A 17,173-nucleotide genomic window follows, 5' to 3' on the forward strand; every position below is an offset into this window, starting at 1 on the left:
TGACGTTCGTCAAAAACGCTCCTAGATTGCCATTTGGCGTGAGGAGCGACGGTGAACCCAGCACATCCGCATGTTGCGGTGATCGGGGCCGGTATCAGCGGCCTGACGGCCGGCAAGATGCTCAAGGACTACGGCGTCCGATACACCACCTTCGAGACGTCCGACCGCATGGGAGGCAACTGGGCTTTCGGGAACCCGAACGGTCACAGCAGCGCCTATCGGTCGCTGCACATCGACACGTCCAAGGATCGCTTGTCGTTCAAGGACTATCCGATGCCCGCCCATTTCCCGTCGTTCCCGCATCATTCCCAGGTCAAGGCCTACCTCGACGACTACGCCGACGTCTTCGGGTTGAGGGACCACATCGAATTCGGCAACGGGGTCGTTCACGCAGCCAAGGCCGAGCGCGGCTGGCTCATCCGCGACCAGGCGGGCGACGAACGCCGTTTCGATCTGCTCGTCGTCGGCAACGGACACCACTGGGACCCGCGCTTCCCGCAGTTCCCCGGCACCTTCGCCGGCGAGTCGATCCACTCGCACTCCTACATCGACCCGACCACGCCTCTGGAACTCACCGGCAGGCGCATCCTTGTCGTCGGTATCGGCAACAGCGCCGCCGACATCACCGTCGAGCTGTCTTCGAAGGCGCTTCGCAACGACGTGACCCTGTCGACCAGGTCCTCGGCGTGGATCGTGCCGAAGTACATCGCAGGCCGGCCCGGGGACACCCTGTTCCGGACATCGCCGTACCTGCCACTGTCGTGGCAGCGCAAGGCGGTTCAGTTCATCGCACCGATGCTGGGCACCGACCCGACGATGTACGGACTGCCGCCGGCTGACCACAAGCTGTTCGAGGCGCACCCCACGCAATCGGTCGAGTTGCCGCTGCGGCTGGGATCCGGCGACGTCACGCCCAAACCGAATGTCGCCCGCCTCGACGGCCATACGGTGCACTTCGTCGACGGCAGCCAGAGTGACTTCGACGTCATCATCTATGCCACCGGCTACAACATCACGTTCCCGTTCTTCGATCCCGACTTCATCAGCGCCCCCGACAACACGCTGCGGCTCTACAAGCGAATGTTCCTGCCCGGCATCGACGACCTCGTCTTCATGGGGTTCGCCCAAGCGGTACCGACGCTGTTCCCCTTCGTCGAATGCCAGGCGCGCCTTCTCGCCGCATACGCCGTCGGGCGGTACGCGCTTCCCCCGGTGGACGAGATGGAGCGGGTCATCGACGCTGACCAACATCTACATGCCGGGCACTGCACGGATCGTCCGCGGCACACCCAGCAGGTCGACTACTTCATCTATGAGCACGATCTGCGCACCCGCGAGCTCCCCGCAGGACTGAAACGGGCCGCCGGGCTCACCGAGGCGGCGCGATGACGTACACGGAGGTCAGCTTCGTCAGTGGCGAGGACCGTTGCAGCGCCTGGCATTTTCGTGCCGAGGGGCAGCGACGCCCAGTGGTGGTGATGGCCCACGGCTTCGGTGGCACGAAAGACTCCGGCTTGGAACCTTTTGCGCAGCGATTCGCCGCGGCCGGCTTCGACGTGGTCGCCTTCGACTACCGCGGATTCGGCGCGTCGGAAGGCGCTCCGCGCCAATCGCTGTCGGTGCGCCGGCAGATCGACGACTACCACGCCGCGATCGCCGCCGCCCAGAGGCTGGACGGCGTCGACAGCGGCCGGATCGCGCTGTGGGGCGCGTCGTTCTCCGGCGGTCATGTGCTGCGGGTGGCGGCCGAGCGCGACGACATCGGCGCGGTGATCGCGTTGACGCCGCTGACGAGTGGGATCGCGGTCAGCCGGTCCGCCGCGGCGTCGCGCAACATCGCCACCTCGTTGCGCTGGACGCTGACCGGCGTCAGGAGCCGAATCGCGGTGGGCCGTGGCGGAGCCCCGACCCTGATGCCACTGGTGTCCCCGGTGGGCGAGGCCGGCGCACTCGCCCTCGACGGCGCCTACGAGAGCTACACCGCGCTGGCAGGCCCGACATGGCGCAACGAGATCGACAGCTCCATCGGTCTGCAGGTGCTCGGCGTGCGCACCAACGCCGCCGCCAAGAAGTTGCGGTGCCCCCTGCTGGTACAGATCGCCGACTTCGACCAGTACGTGCCGGCCGGGGCCGTGGCCTCGACGGCGGCACACGGCAGAGCGCAGGTGCATCACTACCCGTGCGACCACTTCGATGTCTGGCCGGGCAACGACTGGTTCGACAAGACGGTGACCGATCAGCTCACGTTCCTGACCAGGACACTGTCCGGTCAGTAGTGCGTCGAGCCCTGATCGACCGAAATGGCGCTTGCTGTAACGAATTTCGACTCGTCGCCGGCCAGCCAGCACACCGCGTCGGCGATGTCGTCCGGCTCGACCGCCCATGTCGGCAGGAACGGCGTCATCATATTCGACAGCTGTGGGTTGGTCTCCATCGCCTTGCCCAGCGCGGCGACCATGTCGCCGGTGCCCATGTCGGTGACCACAGGGCCCGGGTGCACGCTGTTCACCCGGATCGAGTGCTTGCCCAACTCGGCGGCGAACGCCCGGGCCATCCCGGTGACTGCGTGCTTGCTCGCGGTGTAGTGAATCATGAACGGCTGCATCTTGATTCCGGCAGCCGAGCTGATCAGGATGATCGATCCTCCCCGGCCGCCGTCGATGATCTTCTGCGCTCCCGCCATCACTGAATTCCACGTTCCGGTGACGTTGATGTCCATCACGTCACGAAAATCGTCGGCCGTGATGTCGTCCCAGGCCTGCGGCGCCGAGACGCCGGCGTTGGCGACGATCACGTCCAGCCGGCCCAGTTCGGCCACGCCGGCCTCCACCGTCTCCTTCAACCGGTCACCGTCACGGGTGTCCACCGCCGACGCCAAGATCCGGCGGCCCGTCGCCTCCACGAGTTTCACCGTCTCCGCGAGGTCGTCCGGCGTCGCGGGATCGTAAGGCACACAACGCGGCAACGGTCCCGCGATGTCGACGGCGATGATGTCGGCCCCCTCGTTGGCCATCCGCACCGCGTGTGCCCGGCCCTGTCCACGGGCTGCGCCGGTGATGAACGCGACCCGCCCTTCCAACCGACCGCTCACCTGTTCATCGCCTTCGTTGCTGCTTTCACGAGTCCTCCTCCGACGATCAAGCGCTGAATTTCACTGGTGCCTTCGTAGAGCCTGAGCAGGCGCACATCGCGATAGATGCGCTCGACGGGCACTTCCCGCATGTAACCGGCCCCGCCGTGGATCTGCACCGCGAGATCGGCCACCTTGCCTGCCATCTCGGTACAGAACAGCTTCGCCGCGGACGGCGCGATTCGCCGGTCCTCTCCGGTGATCCACTGCCGCGCGGTGTCCCGGACGAGAGCACGGCCCGCGAGCACGCCGGTCTGCTGATCGGCGAGCATCGCCTGGACGAGCTGGAACTCACCGATCGGCGTGCCGCCCTGCGTCGCCGTGGCGGCGTAGGTCACCGACTCGTCGAGCGCGCGCTGCGCAGTACCGACCGCGAGCGCGGCGATGTGCACGCGGCCGCGGGCCAGCGACGTCATCGCCGCGCGATACCCGATGTCCTCGGAGCCGCCGACCAGTGCGGCGGCGGGGACTCGCACATCCGTGAAACTCACGTCCGCGGTCCACGCGCCTTCCTGACCCATCTTCTTGTCCTTGGACCCGACCTTCACGCCGGGGGTGTCGGCCGGGACGAGAAAGACCGCGATGCCGGCCCCCGCGTCGTCGGCCGGTCTGCTTCTGGCGAATGTCACGAACAAATCCGCCGTCGGCGCGTTGGTGATGTATTGCTTCTGGCCGTTGATGATCCAGTCGGTCTCGGCTCCGGATCCGTCCCGAACGGCCTTGGTGCGCAGGCCGGACGGATTCGAGCCGGCGCCCGGCTCGGTCAGGGCGAAGGAGGCGACCACCTCGCCCGACGCGATCCGCTCAAGCCACGTCGACTTCTGCTCATCGGTGCCGTATCCGACGAGCACCTGCCCGGCGATGCCATTGTTGGTCCCGAACATCGACCTCAGCGCCAGCGAGGTGTAGCCGAGTTCCATCGCCAGTTCGACATCCTGGGCGAGGTTCAAGCCGAGTCCGCCCCATTCCTGCGGGATCGCGTAGCCGAAGAGACCCATGTCCTTGGCCTCTTGGCGGAGATCCTCGGGAACCTCGTCGTCGGTGAGGATCTCCTGCTCGCGAGGGACCACCGCGGTGCGGACGAAGTGGCGGGTCTGGGTCAGGATCTCCTGGAAGTCCTCGTCGCTGACTTCGGCAATGGTCATCCGGTCGTGCTCCTAGGGGCGGGAGGTGAAGTCAATATCGTATATGAAATACGATAGCGTCCGGATTGTCGGGGTCGTTCGTACAGCGCGAGGATGGATGAGAGATGGCATTGCTGACAGGCCGGGTCGCCGTGGTCACCGGAGGAGCCCAGGGGCTGGGCTTCGCGATCGCCCAGCGGTTCGTCGACGAAGGCGCCCGAGTGGTGCTGGGGGACGTGAACATCGAGGCGACGCAAGAGGCCGCCGACACACTCGGCGGTGCTGACGTTGCCCGCGCGGTCCGGTGCGATGTCACCGATTCCGCCGAGGTGGATGCGTTGATCACCGATGCTGTCGACGGTTTCGGCGGTCTGGACATCATGGTGAACAACGCAGGCATCACCCGCGACGCGACGATGCGCAAGATGACCGAGGATGACTTCGACCAGGTGATCGCCGTCCACCTGAAGGGCACCTGGAACGGGCTGCGTGCCGCCGCTGCGGTCATGCGGGAAAACAAGCGCGGCGCGATCGTGAACATGTCCTCGATCTCGGGGAAGGTCGGCATGGTCGGGCAGACCAACTACTCGGCTGCCAAAGCCGGGATCGTCGGAATGACCAAGGCCGCCTCGAAGGAGCTTGCCTACCTCGGCGTCAGGGTCAATGCGATCCAGCCTGGCCTGATCCGGTCGGCCATGACAGAGGCCATGCCGCAACGTATTTGGGATTCGAAGGTTGCCGAGGTTCCGATGGGGCGAGCGGGCGAGCCCGACGAGGTTGCCAATGTGGCGCTGTTCCTGGCTTCTGATCTGTCGTCCTATATGACCGGAACGGTTCTCGAGGTCACCGGCGGGCGACATCTGTGATGCGTGAAGCGGTCATCTGCGAACCGGTTCGTACGCCGATCGGGCGCTACCACGGGATGTTCACGTCGCTCACCGCGGTCGAACTCGGAGTGGTCGCGTTGCAGGGTCTGCTCGCAAGAACCGGCGTCGCGCCCGAGGCCGTCGAAGACGTCGTCATCGGGCACTGCTATCCGAGCATGGAGGCACCTGCCATCGGACGCGTCATCGCGCTCGACGCCGGACTTCCGGTGACCGTGCCGGGAATGCAGATCGACCGTCGGTGCGGGTCGGGGCTGCAGGCGGTGATCCAGGCCGCGATGCAAGTGGCAGGCGGCACCAACGATCTCGTCGTCGCAGGGGGCGCTGAATCGATGAGCAATGTCGTGTTCCACTCGACGGACATGCGTTGGGGCGGCGCCAGGACCGGGGTCACCGTGCACGACGCGCTGGCCCGAGGGCGGACCACCGCGGGCGGTAAGCACTACCCCGTGCCCGGGGGAATGCTCGAGACCGCCGAGAATCTGCGGCGGGAGTACGGGATTACGCGTGAAGAGCAGGACGAGCTGGCCGTGCGCTCCCACCAGAAGGCCGTCGAGGCTCAGCAGGAAGGGCTGCTGGCGGAGACGATCGTGCCGGTGACAATCAGCGACCGTGCCGGCGAACAGGTGATCGACACCGACGAGCATCCGCGTGCCGACACCTCGGTGGAAGCACTGGCCAAGCTCAAACCCGTTCTGGGCAAATCCGATCCAGAGGCCACGGTGACGGCCGGAAACTCCAGCGGACAGAACGACGCCGCGTCGATGTGCCTGGTGACGACGCCGGAGAAGGCCGCCGAACTCGGGGTAAGGCCGCTCGTGCGCATCGTGTCGTGGGGTGTCGCCGGCGTTCCGCCCAACATCATGGGAATCGGCCCCGTCCCGGCCACCGAGGTGGCACTCGCCAGGGCAGGCCTCAGCCTCGCCGACATCGACTTGATCGAGCTCAACGAGGCGTTCGCCGCCCAAGCCCTGGCGTGCATGCGCGAATGGAAGTTCACGGCATCCGATCTCGAGCGCACCAACGTGCACGGATCCGGAATCTCGCTCGGGCATCCCGTCGGGGCGACCGGTGGCCGGATGCTTGCGACGCTGGCGCGCGAACTGAATCGGCGCGGCGGCCGGTACGGCCTGGAGACGATGTGCATCGGCGGTGGGCAGGGGCTGGCCGCGGTCTTTGAGAGGGTGGAGCGATGACCGAGCGAGAAGCGAAGCGGGATCGCGCATGACCAAACTCGCGCAGACACTGGGGCTCACCGAGTTCCAGACCGAGATCGTCGCGACAGTGCGGCAATTCGTCGACAAAGAGGTCATCCCGACCGCGCAGGAACTCGAGCACGCCGACACCTACCCACAGGCGATCGTCGACGCGATGCGCGAGATGGGACTGTTCGGGTTGATGATTCCCGAAGAGTACGGCGGACTGGGGGAGTCGCTGCTGACCTACGCGCTCTGCGTCGAGGAGCTGGCCCGCGGCTGGATGAGCGTGTCAGGGGTCATCAACACACATTTCATCGTCGCGTACATGATCCGTCAGCACGGCACCGACGCACAGAAGAGCCATCACCTGCCGCGGATGGCGACCGGCGAGACGCGGGGCGCGTTCTCGATGTCCGAGCCCGAACTCGGATCCGACGTCGCGGCCATTCGGACGCGCGCCAAGTCCAACGGCGACGGCACCTACACGATCGACGGTCAGAAGATGTGGCTGACGAACGGCGGGAGCTCGACCCTGGTGGCGGCTCTGGTGCGCACCGACGAGGGCGCCGACAAGCCGCACCGGAACCTGACCGCGTTCCTGGTCGAGAAGCCCGCCGGCTTCGGTGAGGTCGCCCCGGGCCTGACGATCCCGGGCAAGCTCGACAAGCTGGGCTACAAGGGTATCGACACCACCGAGCTGATCTTCGACGGCTACCACGCCAAGGCCGAGGACATCCTGGGGGAGGCGCCGGGACAGGGCTTCTTCCAGATGATGGACGGCGTAGAGGTGGGCCGGGTCAACGTGTCCGCGCGGGCCTGCGGGGTCGGTGTCCGGGCGTTCGAGTTGGCGGTGCGATATGCCCAGCAGCGCAACACCTTCGGCAAGCCGATCGCCGAGCATCAGGCGATCGCCTTCCAACTGGCCGAGATGGCAACCAAGGTCGAGGCCGCCCATCTGATGATGGTCAACGCCGCCAGGCTCAAGGACTCCGGCGAGCGCAACGACGTCGCCGCAGGGATGGCGAAGTATTTCGCCAGCGAGGTGTGCGCCGAGGTGACGCAGCAGAGCTTCCGGATCCACGGCGGTTATGGCTATTCGAAGGAATACGAGATCGAGCGGCTGATGCGCGACGCTCCGTTCCTGTTGATCGGGGAAGGCACCAGCGAGATCCAGAAGAACATCATCAGCAAGCGGCTGCTGGCCGACTACCGGGTCTAGCCGATGAGCATCCCCGAATTCTCGGCCAGGCCGCAGCTCGCCGAGGACGTCGCGCGGTTCGTGCGCCGCCGGATCTTCGAGGGAATCTACCCGGCCGGCAAGTACATTCGGCTCGAGCAGCTGGCCGACGAACTGGGCATCAGTGTCACCCCCGTCCGCGAGGCGCTGTTCGGGCTGCGCGCCGAGGGACTGCTGAACCTGTTGCCGCGGCGCGGCTTCGTCGTGCTGCCCATCACGCGGCGCGACATCGCCGACGTCTCGGATGTGCAGGCCCACATCGGCGGTGAGCTCGCCAGCCGCGCGGCCGAGCACATCACCGACGAGGAACTGCGCGAACTAGGGCGCGTCCAGGATCAGCTGGAGGTGGCGTACGGGGAGGACGACCACGAGGCGGCGGTGCGGCTCAACCACGCATTCCATCGCGGCGTCAACGTTGCGGCGGCCTCGCCGAAGCTAGCCCAGCTGATGGGCCAGATCACCAGGTTCGCCCTGGAATCGGTCTACCCGACGGTGGAAGGCTGGCCCGCGCATTCGATGCGCGACCACCGGCTGCTGCTCGACGCTCTCCGAGACCGCGACGGTGACGCGGCACGCGCCGCGATGTCAGAACACCTGTGCGCTGCCGCGGGTCCGCTGATCGACCATCTCACCAAGCGGGGCGTGATCGGATGACGGGCGTTCTCGACGGCATTCGTGTCCTGGATTACGGTCGCTTCATCGCGGCGCCGTGGTGCTCGGCTCTGCTCGCAGACATGGGCGCCGATGTGATCAGGGTCGAGAAGCGCGAAGGCGGCGAGGACCGCTGGGTGCAGTCGGTCGCCGACAGCGGTGAGGGCGGCACCTTTCTGCAGTGCAACCGCAACAAGCGATCTCTGACGCTGGACACGACGACCGACGAGGGGCAGGAGATCACCGGCAAGCTGGTCGCCGGGGCAGACATCGTCGTCGCCAACATGCCCGCGGCGGGGATGCGGGCCAGCGGGCTGGACTACGAGACGCTGCGCGCCATCAAGCCCGACGTCATCCTGGCCAGTGCCACCGCCTACGGCGAAGGGGGTCCCTACAGCGACCGGATCGGCTTCGACGGTGCGGGACAGGTGATGTCGGGTGCGGTGTACCGGCAGGGTCTGCCCGATATGCCGATCCGCACCGTGGTGCCCTACGCGGATTTCGGTACCGCCCTGACGTTGACGATCGGGATCATGATGGCCCTCTACCACCGTGACCGCACGGGCGTCGGCCAGCACGTCGAAGGAGCCCTGCTGCCCACGGCGATGATGCTGTCGAACGCGTTCCTGATCGAGCGCGATCTGTTGGGTATCGACAAGCCGCGCATGGGCAACCAGGGCGCCTCGGTGGCGCCGTGCGACCTGTACCGGACTTCTGACGGCGGATGGGTGCTGCTGCAGATCGCGGGACCGCCGATGTTCAAGCGCTGGTGCCGACTGGTCGGTAGACCGGAGTTGTTCGACGATCCGCGCTTCGCCGACGACGACCTCCGTTGGAAGCACGGCGACGTACTGAACGGCATCATGGCGCAGTGGTGCGCCGACAAGACGAAAGCCGAGATCACCGAACTTCTGGAAGCTGCGAAACTTCCTGCCGCACCGCTGCATTCGACACAAGATGTGCTCGACGACCCGCATGTTTCAGCGATGGGTTACCTGCAGCGCGTCCCATTCCCCGGGACGTCGCGGGACGTGCCGATCATCGAGACGCCGTTCCGGCTCTCCGAGACGCCGGGTGCGATCCGCCATCGCGCCCCGCTGCTCGGCGAACACACCGACGAAATCCTGGGTGAGATCGGATACACCGCAGACCAGGTTGCGGCTTTGCGGTCGCGATCAGTCGTCTGAGAACAATGCGCGCAGCCGCGCGACGTCCACCTTGCCCGTGGCGCCGCGGGGCACTGCCTCACCATCGGCGACCAGCGCCCACAACGTGGGCACCTTGAAGCTGCTCAGTACCGAACGCGCCGCCGACCGCAACTGCTCCACGGTGACACCATCGTCGGGTACCACGGCGGCCGCCACCTGATTGCCCCTCTCCCCAACGACATTGGTGACGAACGCCGACCTGACCCCCGCGAGGCTGCGCAATGCCGCCTCGACCTCGCTGGGGTAGACCGTGGCACCCCTGACCTTGAACATGTCGTCGGACCGGCCGTGAAAGAACAGGAATCCGTCGCCGTCGACGTGCCCGAGGTCGCCGGTCGGGTAGTAGCCGTCGGGGGTGAACACCTCTTCCCGGCTCCGCCGGCAGATGCCCCTCATCACGTGCGGACCCCGGATGTGGATCATCCCGATTTCTCCCGTCGGCAGCTCGCGGCCGGAGTCCGGATCGGCAATGCGAATGTGCACACCCTCGAACGGCCGACCGCAGCTTCCCCACGCTTTCTCGGGCATGTCGGTGTCGGCAGGATAGCCGCTGTAGGGTCCGAAGGTCTCCGTCATCCCGAACAAGCGGGCCCTGGCCCCGGGTCGTGAGCGTAGATGCGGCGGCAGCAGCGCGTCGAGGCTGCCCGCTCCAAGGGACGTCAGTTCGATTCCGGAGCCGGGAAGGTGCCGGGCCAGCGCCTCGGCCTGGTCGGGCCAACCGCGGAACAGGGTCACCCCTTCTGTCGCCAGCAGCCGCAGCGTCGAATCCGGCTGGGGGACAGGTTCGGTGATCAGTGTCGCGCCGGCGATCAGCGCGGACAGCAGACCACCACCGAACCCGCCCACCCAGAAGAACGGCATCGGCAGATACAGACGCGTGGCCGCGTCGATACACCGCGCGGTGAGACCGGCGCGGGCCGCGCCGAGCGCGTTGCCGTGCGAGTGGAGGACGCCTTTGGGTTGTCCGCTGCTTCCGGACGTGAAGATGATCGCCAGCGGATCCGCCGGCCGGACGCCACGGGACATCGCCTCTGCCGTCTCGACCGCTCCCGGGTGGCTCTGCAAGGAGATCACCTGATCCGCCGTCCACACGGTACGCAGCGCGGGCAACGAGCCGTCGAGCCCGTCGAGGTGACGATGCCCGCGGAACTCCTCGACGGCGATGAGGTGTTGCACCGCCGCTACCCGCATCTGCGCAGCCAGCTCCCGGGGTGCCAGCAGGGTGCTCAATGGTACGAGGACGGCACCGATCCTCAACAGCGCCAGAGCGATTCGCGCCCACGAGACACCGTTGGGCATCAGGAGTCCGACGCGCGCTCCCTTGGCGAGGCCTGCGGCGATGAACGCGGCGCCGAGATCGCGGGTCGTTCGCTCCAACTCGCCGTAGGTGATTCGTTCGCCCGGGTCGACGATCGCCTCGGCCGCATCGCGTCGGGACGCCTGCTCCCGCAACACGATGTCGATGGTGTCACTCATCGAAGAGCCTTCGCAGCGCTGGAACATCGATCTTGCCGCTCGACAGCATCGGGATGTCCGCGTGCCGCACCGTGGCGATCCGTCGCGGGATCTTGTACGCCGACAGCTGTGAGCGCAGCGTGCGGACGACCTCGGTCTGGTCGAAGACTTCGTCGGTCGCGACGATCGCGGCCACGATCTGCCCGCGCTCGTCGTCGGGAAGACCGATGACGTGGACGGCTACGCCGGGATCGAACCGCGCCAGCACCGAGGTGATGGCTTTCTCGACTTCGGCCGGGGCGACGTTGGCGCCGGCTGTCTTGATCATCGCGCCCGCCCGGCCGAGGAAATAGAAGACACCGTCGTCGTCGCGCCTCACCAGATCCCCGGTGTGGAACCAGCCGTCGGCGTCGAACGTCTCCTCCCGGCTGCGCCCGTAGTACCCCTGCATCAGGAACGGACCGCGCAGAAGGAGTTCACCGTCGACGACGCGCGCTTCAAACCCCGGCGCGAGGAAACCGTAGGACCCGCGCCGCGACTCCGGCTGGTCTGATTCATCGCCGCTGAGCAGGACGACACTGCCGGCCTCCGTCATACCGAGCATGTTGTGCCGCAGTTCGGGATCGACCGGCCGCACATCGGCGGCCATGATCGGATAGAGGTTGCCGCGTCGCATCGACGACAGGTCGCGGTGCGGAAAGCTCGGGTGCCGGGTCAGGTGGGCGATGCCGGATACGAAACCGTTGGTGACGGTAGGCTTCTCGGCCTCGATGAGGTCGAGGGTGCGGCCCGCGTCCGCCGCGTTGGAGCAGATCAGGGTGGCGCCCGCGACCAGCGTGGCGAGCAGGCCGTAGGCGAATCCGCCGATCCAGAAGAACGGCGAGTTGCAGAACAGCCGGTCGGACTCGGTGAGCCCGCGGATCGTGTTCAGGCTGCGTTGGTGGTCGAGGAGCGACGCGTGCGTGTGGACCACGCCCTTGGGATCGCTGGTCGAGCCCGACGTGTAGACGATCGCCAGCACGTCGCTGCCGTCGACGTCATCCTCCAAACCGGTGATCCCGGCAGACACGTCATCCCCTTCGCCGTCGAAGACGATGTGGCGCAACATCGGAACGGTGGCGCTGAAGAGTGGTCCACGCTCCGGCGGCGCGCCCACCGCCTCGCGTAGGCCGGCCACGTAGTCGTGGCCGCGATGACGGCGTGTGGCCACCAGGATGCCGACATCGCTGTGAATCAGTTGTCGGCGCAGTTCGGGAGCTGTGCTGAACGTGGAGAACGGCACCACGACGGCGCCGATGCGTGCCGCCGCGAGCATTGCGACGACGAAGCGGGAACCGTTGGGATGCAGCAACCCGACGTGCGTGCCCTTGCCTGCGCCGAGCGAGACGAGCCGCTGCGCCAGTGCCGACGAGCGCGCGGCGGCTTGGCCATAGGTCAGGCGATCGTCGTCGCAGATCAACAAGGGCTTGTCGGCGTAGCGCTGCTGTTCGCGCAGTACGCCCGCGACGGTGCTCATGACGACGGGAAGAAGGCCCGGACGGCGGTCAGGTCGGGTTTGCCCGACGGGGTACGGGGAATCTCGGTGGTGATCACGACCTCTGTCGGGATCTCGTAACGCGCCAAACGCTGTTCCAGGTGAGTGATCAGCTCTGCGGACCCGGCGGATGCGTCGGTGTGGAGTTCGACGAGGGCCACCGGTGTCTCGCCGAGGCGTGCATCTGGCCGTCCGATCACCGCGGCGCCGGCTACAGCGGGATGACTTTCCAACGCGTTCTTGACCTCGTCAGGCATGATCTTGAAACCGCCGCGGATGATCGCCTGATCGGCACGTCCCAGAATCCACACGAAACCGTCGGCGTCGATGCGTGCCAGGTCGGTCGTCCTCATCCATCCCGTATCCGGATCCACCTGCGCCGGGATGACTTCGAGTACACCCTGGGTTCCGGGTTCCACCGGGACGCCGTCGGGATCGACGACCCGAAGCCGCGCACCGGGGTTGGCCCGTCCCACGCTGCCGCGCTTGTCCTGCCAGTACTTCTGGTGATCCGCCAGCGTCCAGCTCGCCACCCCACCGCCGAACTCGGTTGCGGCGTAAGAGGTCAGCACGGGAATCCCGAACTTCGCGGTGAAGGCGTCGGCGTCGTCGGCCGCCAGCGGCGCCGTCCCCGAGGTCACCACCGCCACGCCCGCGAGGTCGTCGCGCGTCAGCGCGGAATGCAGCACCGTGCGCAGCGCTGCGGGTACCAGGGACACCGCCTTCGGGCGGTGCTCGCGCACGGCGTCTGCCCACTGCGTCAGGTCGAACTTCGGCAGCAGAACGAATGGCCGCGCCTCGGCCACGCAGAGGAGCACCCGGAAGACGCCGCCGACGTGTACCAAAGGGGAGTTGACGATCGCCACACCCTTGCGGAGTTCCTCTGGGGCGGGCGCAGTCTCAGGGTAACGGCCGATCACGCTGCGAGCCAGCATGTCGTAGGTGAGGTCGACTCGCTTCGGCGGCCCGGTCGTTCCGCTGGTGAGCATCCACACCGCGACGCCGAGCCGACCAGGATCCTGCCTCGCGACGCCTGGGGTCACCCGGGGGGCACTGTCAACATCGCCGAGCCCCACGGTCGTCGCCGCGGTGCCGGGCGCCAGCGCCGCAAGGTCCCCGGGGAGACCGATGATGACCGGCAGGTCCAGGCTTTCGATGTCGGCTCGGGTGCGCTCGTCGCCGCGTGACGGGTTGATGACGACCACGGTACCGCCGCCTTTCAGCACGCCGAGGAGTGCAGCAACGTGGACCGGGCTGTTGCGCAGCATGATCCCGGCCCTGCCGCTGCCCACCAGCGCGCTGACCCGGTCCGCCAGGACGCCCAGTCGGCCCCAGGTGTGCCACTGCCGATCGAACTGGATCGCCGGTGCGGACGGGTCGAGGCCGAGGACATCATCGATGCGTTGCGAAAGAGGGTGCGGCATCAGCGGACCCGGGGGGCCTTTTTGGGTATCGGGCGCTCGGCGAGCTCCGCCTTGGCGATTGGGTTCCCCAGCCGGGTGTAGATCAGTCCCTGGTCCATGGCGACCCGGTACGGCTTGTCGAGGGATTCCCAGATCGCTTTCACCGTGCCCTGCGTCGCCGTGGGCGGTTTTGCGGCGATGGTCTCGGCGATGTCCCGTGCGCGGTCCCAGAGGGCCTCGGCGGCAACTACTTCGGTGACGAGCCCGATCCGCAGCGCCGTCTGGGCGCAGACACGTTCGTCGTTGCCCATCAATGCCATACGCAGTGTGTCGCCGAGCCCGACTCGCCGCATGAGGCCGACCGGTTCGAGGGCCGAGACCAGGCCGGCGCTGACGTGGGAGTCGAAGAACGTTGCGCTGTCCGAGCAGATCACCACGTCGGCTTCGTTGACGAAATAGAGCGCTCCGGCCGTGCACATGCCCTGCACGGCGCAAACCACCGGCTTCCACATCTTCTGCCATTTCGGGCTCAACAGCTCGCCCGGGTCCTCGTGGTTCCAGACGATGTCGGGCTGCCCGTAACTCGACGTGACGTCGAGTCCGGCACCGAAGGCACGCTCGCCGGCGGCCCGCAGGACCACCGCGTTGATGTCCTCGTCGGATTTGATCACGTCCCAGACATCGCGCATCTCCTCGCACATGGTGCGGTTGAAAGAGTTCAGCACCTCGGGTCGATTCAACGTGACGGTCGCGACCCGGGTGTCGTGGTCACGATCGAGCAGGATCGTCTCGAACGTCATCTTCGTGCTCAACGGCACTGCCAGTTCGGCGCACGCTTCTCGACGAAGGCCAGCGGGCCCTCCTGTGCGTCCTCGGTGCGCACGACGCGCTCACGGAACGTCTCGGCGAGAATCTCGCCTTCCAGCAGAGGAAGATCGAGTGTCTTGTGAATCGCCAGCCGGGTACCCCGAACAGCAAGCGGCGCATTGGAGTTGACGATGTCAGCGATCTCGTGCGCGCGCTCGAGCAGCCGGTCGTGTGCGACCACCTCGGTGATCATCCCGAGCTCGTAGGCGCGTTCGGCGCTCATTCGCTCGTGCTTTCCCATCAGCGCCATACGCAACGCGACCGAGCGAGGTAGCGCGCGTGCCAGGCGCACCATCTCGCGCGCCGCCACCAGGCCGATGCTCACGTGCGGGTCGAAGAACGTCGCCCTGTCCGACGCGATCACGATGTCGCCGGTGGTGACCCAGTCCAGCCCGGCGCCGCAGCAGATGCCGTTGATGGCCGCCAGCACCGGCTTGGCCATCCGGCGGAAGGGCGGAGTGCCCTCCTGCGGCGCCTCCCACTGGTCGTAGGTCGACAGGTACGGGCGTTCGTAGATGACCTTGCCGTCCTCGGGAATCTCTGTGACGTCGGCTCCCGTGCAGAACGCCCGTCCGTTTCCGGTCACGATCATGAGCCAGATGTTGTCGTCGCTCTCGGCTTCGTCGTAGGCGGCCCGCAGTTCGGTGACCATGTGGGGCGACAGTGCGTTGAGCGCCTGAGGCCGGTTCAAGGTGATGGTGGCCTTGTGCCCGTCGACGTCGTAGGTGATGGTGTCGTACTGCGGAGAGCTCACGTGCCTTCTTTCGTCTATCTGCCTTGGAAGTCGGGTGCCCGCCTGGCTCTGAATGCGGCCAGGCCTTCCTTGAAATCCGCTGTTCTGCACGACAGCTCGAGACTGGCCAGCTCGTGGGCCATCGACTGCGGCAACGACGCCTGAAAGCCGTAGTTGATCGCCTGCTTGGCCAGCCCGATCGCGACGGTCGGCCCCGACGCCAGCCGCGAGACGAGATCATCGGCCACGGCGGTGAGCTCGTCGCGAGGTACGGCGTCATAGATCAGACCCCAGTCGGCCGCGTCGTCGCCGGTGACCTTTTCGCCCAGCAGAAGCATGCGCTTGGCACGCGTCACGCCGGCGAGGCGGGGGAGCAGCCAGGTGGCGCCGGAATCGGGACTGAACCCGCGATCGATGAACGGTTCCCAGAGGTTCGCATCCGCGGCGGCGACGGTGAAGTCCGCGGCGAGGGCGAGATTGCAACCGAGGCCCACCGCCCAGCCCTGGACGCTGCAGACCACCGGGAGCTGGATGGTCGCGAGCAGCTCCACGACGCGATTGGCGGTGTGGGGTATCCGTCGGGTCAGGTTGCCCGGCCGGGGTTTACGGTCGCCGCTGTTGGTCGCCACCCAGTCCGCGCCCGCGCAGAAATCGTCACCCGCGCCGCCGAGGTGGATCGCGCGCAGGGTGTCGTCGGAGGCGGCGTCGGTGAGAATCGCGACCAGATCGTCGACCATGGTGTGGCTCAAGGAGTTTCGCCTGCTCGGGCGGTCGAGGATGATCCGGAGGACGGTACCGTCCCTGGACGGACGCACCGCACCGGCGTCCACGTCGTCGCGCACCGGGCCACCGTCCTCTCGGGCCTTCCCGCAGCTATACAGATAGCCATACAGTTGGTACTACGATTACTATCCTGTTCAACTTAGCAAGGAAAGGCCGTCAACGGAACAGTGTCGTCTCAGCTGCGAGCATCACGGATTCGCCAGCCCCGGGTCGCCGACCTCGTGGCGTCCCGCCTGCGTGACGACATCCTGACCGGGCGCCTCAAAGAGGGCGACGTACTGCCCTCGCAGGAAGCGCTTTTCGCCGAGTTCGGGGTCAGCCCGCCCGCAGTGCGGGAGGCTATCCACATCCTCGAGGCCGACGGACTGATCTCGGTGCGCCGGGGCAATGTGGGCGGCGCGGTCGTCCACCTCCCGTCGGCGGAGCGCACGGCACAGATGATCGGCATGGTGCTGCAGACGCGTTCGGCCACGCCCGGCGATGTCAGCGAGGCCCTGCTGCACCTGGAGCCCATCTGCGCGGGCATGTGCGCCGCCCGCGAGGACCGCATGGCCGAGGTGGTGCCTCATCTGCAAGCTGCCATCGATGCGCAGACCGCCGAATTCGACAGGCCCGCAAGTTATGTGCCGAACGCCCGGAGGTTCCACGAGGCGATCGTCTCCCGGTGCGGCAACGAGCCAATGATCCTGCTGATCGGGTCGCTCGAAGTGATCTGGTCAGCGCACGAGTCATCGGTGTGGAGCGACGAGCACCACCCCGATGATCCGATGGAACCGAAGACGATGCGCGCCGCTCTGCGGGATCACCAAAAGCTGCTCGACGCGATCGTCGAGGGAAATGCCGCCCGGGCGGTGCGTCTCGCGCAGGACCACCTCGCCCTCGCCCGCCGCAGCACGCTCGCCGCCGGCGCAGGGGCGAAGCACAAAACGATTGACGCCAAACTGATCTCAAGCTGAAGGGCTGAA

The 17,173-nt window shown here is 66.8% G+C and carries 15 protein-coding genes and 1 pseudogene; 8 read left to right on the plus strand and 8 right to left on the minus strand.

The genetic code is table 11. From position 1 onward, the window contains the following. The first annotated feature begins 51 nt into the window (after nucleotides 1-51). On the plus strand, nucleotides 52-1,389 hold the full coding sequence (locus ACAG24_RS13895) for a flavin-containing monooxygenase (protein WP_370472812.1): 1,338 nt from the start codon (nucleotides 52-54) through the stop codon (nucleotides 1,387-1,389). Further along, nucleotides 1,383-2,276, plus strand: a pseudogene (locus ACAG24_RS13900) (alpha/beta hydrolase); the annotation flags it as partial. The gene ACAG24_RS13895 and the pseudogene ACAG24_RS13900, both read left to right, overlap by 7 nt. Here ACAG24_RS13900 and ACAG24_RS13905 read toward each other — a convergent pair. Both ACAG24_RS13905 and ACAG24_RS13910 read right to left on the minus strand, forming a co-directional pair. Continuing rightward, entirely contained in the window at nucleotides 2,270-3,091 is an 822-nt protein-coding gene (locus ACAG24_RS13905) for a mycofactocin-coupled SDR family oxidoreductase (protein ID WP_370472814.1), read from the minus strand. The pseudogene ACAG24_RS13900 and the gene ACAG24_RS13905 overlap by 7 nt on opposite strands. After that, nucleotides 3,088-4,275 carry an acyl-CoA dehydrogenase family protein gene (locus tag ACAG24_RS13910; protein ID WP_370472815.1) on the minus strand — a complete coding sequence of 396 codons (1,188 nt, stop codon included), beginning with the start codon at nucleotides 4,273-4,275 and terminating at the stop codon, nucleotides 3,088-3,090. The genes ACAG24_RS13905 and ACAG24_RS13910 overlap by 4 nt, the downstream gene beginning before the upstream one ends. Nucleotides 4,276-4,379: 104 nt before the next feature. On the opposite strand from ACAG24_RS13910, the gene fabG reads away from it, so the two are divergent. From fabG to ACAG24_RS13935, 5 genes are read left to right on the plus strand one after another with little or no spacing between them, the layout of a single operon-like run. Then, nucleotides 4,380-5,120, plus strand: a complete 741-nt coding sequence (gene fabG, locus ACAG24_RS13915; protein ID WP_370472816.1) for a 3-oxoacyl-ACP reductase FabG — start codon at nucleotides 4,380-4,382, stop codon at nucleotides 5,118-5,120. Next, nucleotides 5,120-6,334 (plus strand): acetyl-CoA C-acetyltransferase, encoded by a 1,215-nt coding sequence (locus tag ACAG24_RS13920; protein WP_370472817.1) that lies wholly within the window; start codon nucleotides 5,120-5,122, stop codon nucleotides 6,332-6,334. Before fabG ends, ACAG24_RS13920 begins: the two co-directional genes overlap by 1 nt. A gap of 28 nt (nucleotides 6,335-6,362) precedes the next feature. Further along, the gene (locus ACAG24_RS13925) at nucleotides 6,363-7,556 is read left to right on the plus strand and encodes an acyl-CoA dehydrogenase family protein (protein ID WP_370472818.1); all 1,194 of its coding nucleotides are present in this window, start codon (nucleotides 6,363-6,365) and stop codon (nucleotides 7,554-7,556) included. A 3-nt stretch (nucleotides 7,557-7,559) separates the two neighbouring features. Continuing rightward, a complete protein-coding gene (locus tag ACAG24_RS13930; RefSeq protein ID WP_370472819.1) occupies nucleotides 7,560-8,228 on the plus strand; it encodes a GntR family transcriptional regulator in 669 nt (222 codons plus the stop codon). Continuing rightward, on the plus strand, nucleotides 8,225-9,412 hold the full coding sequence (locus ACAG24_RS13935; RefSeq protein WP_370472820.1) for a CaiB/BaiF CoA transferase family protein: 1,188 nt from the start codon (nucleotides 8,225-8,227) through the stop codon (nucleotides 9,410-9,412). The genes ACAG24_RS13930 and ACAG24_RS13935 overlap by 4 nt, the downstream gene beginning before the upstream one ends. On the opposite strand, the gene ACAG24_RS13940 is transcribed toward ACAG24_RS13935, so the two are convergent. From ACAG24_RS13940 to ACAG24_RS13965, 6 genes are read right to left on the minus strand one after another with little or no spacing between them, the layout of a single operon-like run. Beyond that, the gene (locus ACAG24_RS13940) at nucleotides 9,401-10,909 is read right to left on the minus strand and encodes a class I adenylate-forming enzyme family protein (RefSeq protein WP_370472821.1); all 1,509 of its coding nucleotides are present in this window, start codon (nucleotides 10,907-10,909) and stop codon (nucleotides 9,401-9,403) included. The genes ACAG24_RS13935 and ACAG24_RS13940 overlap by 12 nt on opposite strands. Then, nucleotides 10,902-12,404 carry a class I adenylate-forming enzyme family protein gene (locus ACAG24_RS13945; protein WP_370472822.1) on the minus strand — a complete coding sequence of 501 codons (1,503 nt, stop codon included), beginning with the start codon at nucleotides 12,402-12,404 and terminating at the stop codon, nucleotides 10,902-10,904. The genes ACAG24_RS13940 and ACAG24_RS13945 overlap by 8 nt, the downstream gene beginning before the upstream one ends. Continuing rightward, on the minus strand, nucleotides 12,401-13,846 hold the full coding sequence (locus tag ACAG24_RS13950) for a class I adenylate-forming enzyme family protein (protein ID WP_370472823.1): 1,446 nt from the start codon (nucleotides 13,844-13,846) through the stop codon (nucleotides 12,401-12,403). Before ACAG24_RS13950 ends, ACAG24_RS13945 begins: the two co-directional genes overlap by 4 nt. Further along, on the minus strand, nucleotides 13,846-14,625 hold the full coding sequence (locus ACAG24_RS13955; protein ID WP_370473071.1) for an enoyl-CoA hydratase/isomerase family protein: 780 nt from the start codon (nucleotides 14,623-14,625) through the stop codon (nucleotides 13,846-13,848). Before ACAG24_RS13955 ends, ACAG24_RS13950 begins: the two co-directional genes overlap by 1 nt. Nucleotides 14,626-14,633: 8 nt before the next feature. After that, nucleotides 14,634-15,446: an enoyl-CoA hydratase/isomerase family protein gene (locus tag ACAG24_RS13960; RefSeq protein WP_370472824.1), complete on the minus strand. Its 813-nt coding sequence runs from the start codon at nucleotides 15,444-15,446 to the stop codon at nucleotides 14,634-14,636. A 14-nt stretch (nucleotides 15,447-15,460) separates the two neighbouring features. After that, the gene (locus ACAG24_RS13965) at nucleotides 15,461-16,267 is read right to left on the minus strand and encodes an enoyl-CoA hydratase/isomerase family protein (RefSeq protein WP_370472825.1); all 807 of its coding nucleotides are present in this window, start codon (nucleotides 16,265-16,267) and stop codon (nucleotides 15,461-15,463) included. A gap of 120 nt (nucleotides 16,268-16,387) precedes the next feature. Between ACAG24_RS13965 and ACAG24_RS13970 the strand changes: the two genes are divergently transcribed. Further along, a complete protein-coding gene (locus ACAG24_RS13970; RefSeq protein ID WP_370473072.1) occupies nucleotides 16,388-17,164 on the plus strand; it encodes a FadR/GntR family transcriptional regulator in 777 nt (258 codons plus the stop codon). Nucleotides 17,165-17,173 lie beyond the last annotated feature (9 nt).

Source organism: Mycobacterium bulgaricum (assembly GCF_041287165.2).
Lineage (GTDB): Bacteria > Actinomycetota > Actinomycetes > Mycobacteriales > Mycobacteriaceae > Mycobacterium > Mycobacterium bulgaricum.

Coding starts and splice junctions, on each gene's coding strand:
- ACAG24_RS13910 (WP_370472815.1), bottom strand. CDS start 4,275: ATGACCATTGCCGAAGTCAGCGACGAGGACTTCCAGGAGATCCTGACC.
- fabG (WP_370472816.1), top strand. CDS start 4,380: ATGGCATTGCTGACAGGCCGGGTCGCCGTGGTCACCGGAGGAGCCCAG.
- ACAG24_RS13920 (WP_370472817.1), top strand. CDS start 5,120: ATGCGTGAAGCGGTCATCTGCGAACCGGTTCGTACGCCGATCGGGCGC.
- ACAG24_RS13925 (WP_370472818.1), top strand. CDS start 6,363: ATGACCAAACTCGCGCAGACACTGGGGCTCACCGAGTTCCAGACCGAG.
- ACAG24_RS13930 (WP_370472819.1), top strand. CDS start 7,560: ATGAGCATCCCCGAATTCTCGGCCAGGCCGCAGCTCGCCGAGGACGTC.
- ACAG24_RS13935 (WP_370472820.1), top strand. CDS start 8,225: ATGACGGGCGTTCTCGACGGCATTCGTGTCCTGGATTACGGTCGCTTC.
- ACAG24_RS13940 (WP_370472821.1), bottom strand. CDS start 10,909: ATGAGTGACACCATCGACATCGTGTTGCGGGAGCAGGCGTCCCGACGC.
- ACAG24_RS13945 (WP_370472822.1), bottom strand. CDS start 12,404: ATGAGCACCGTCGCGGGCGTACTGCGCGAACAGCAGCGCTACGCCGAC.
- ACAG24_RS13950 (WP_370472823.1), bottom strand. CDS start 13,846: ATGCCGCACCCTCTTTCGCAACGCATCGATGATGTCCTCGGCCTCGAC.
- ACAG24_RS13955 (WP_370473071.1), bottom strand. CDS start 14,625: ATGACGTTCGAGACGATCCTGCTCGATCGTGACCACGACACCCGGGTC.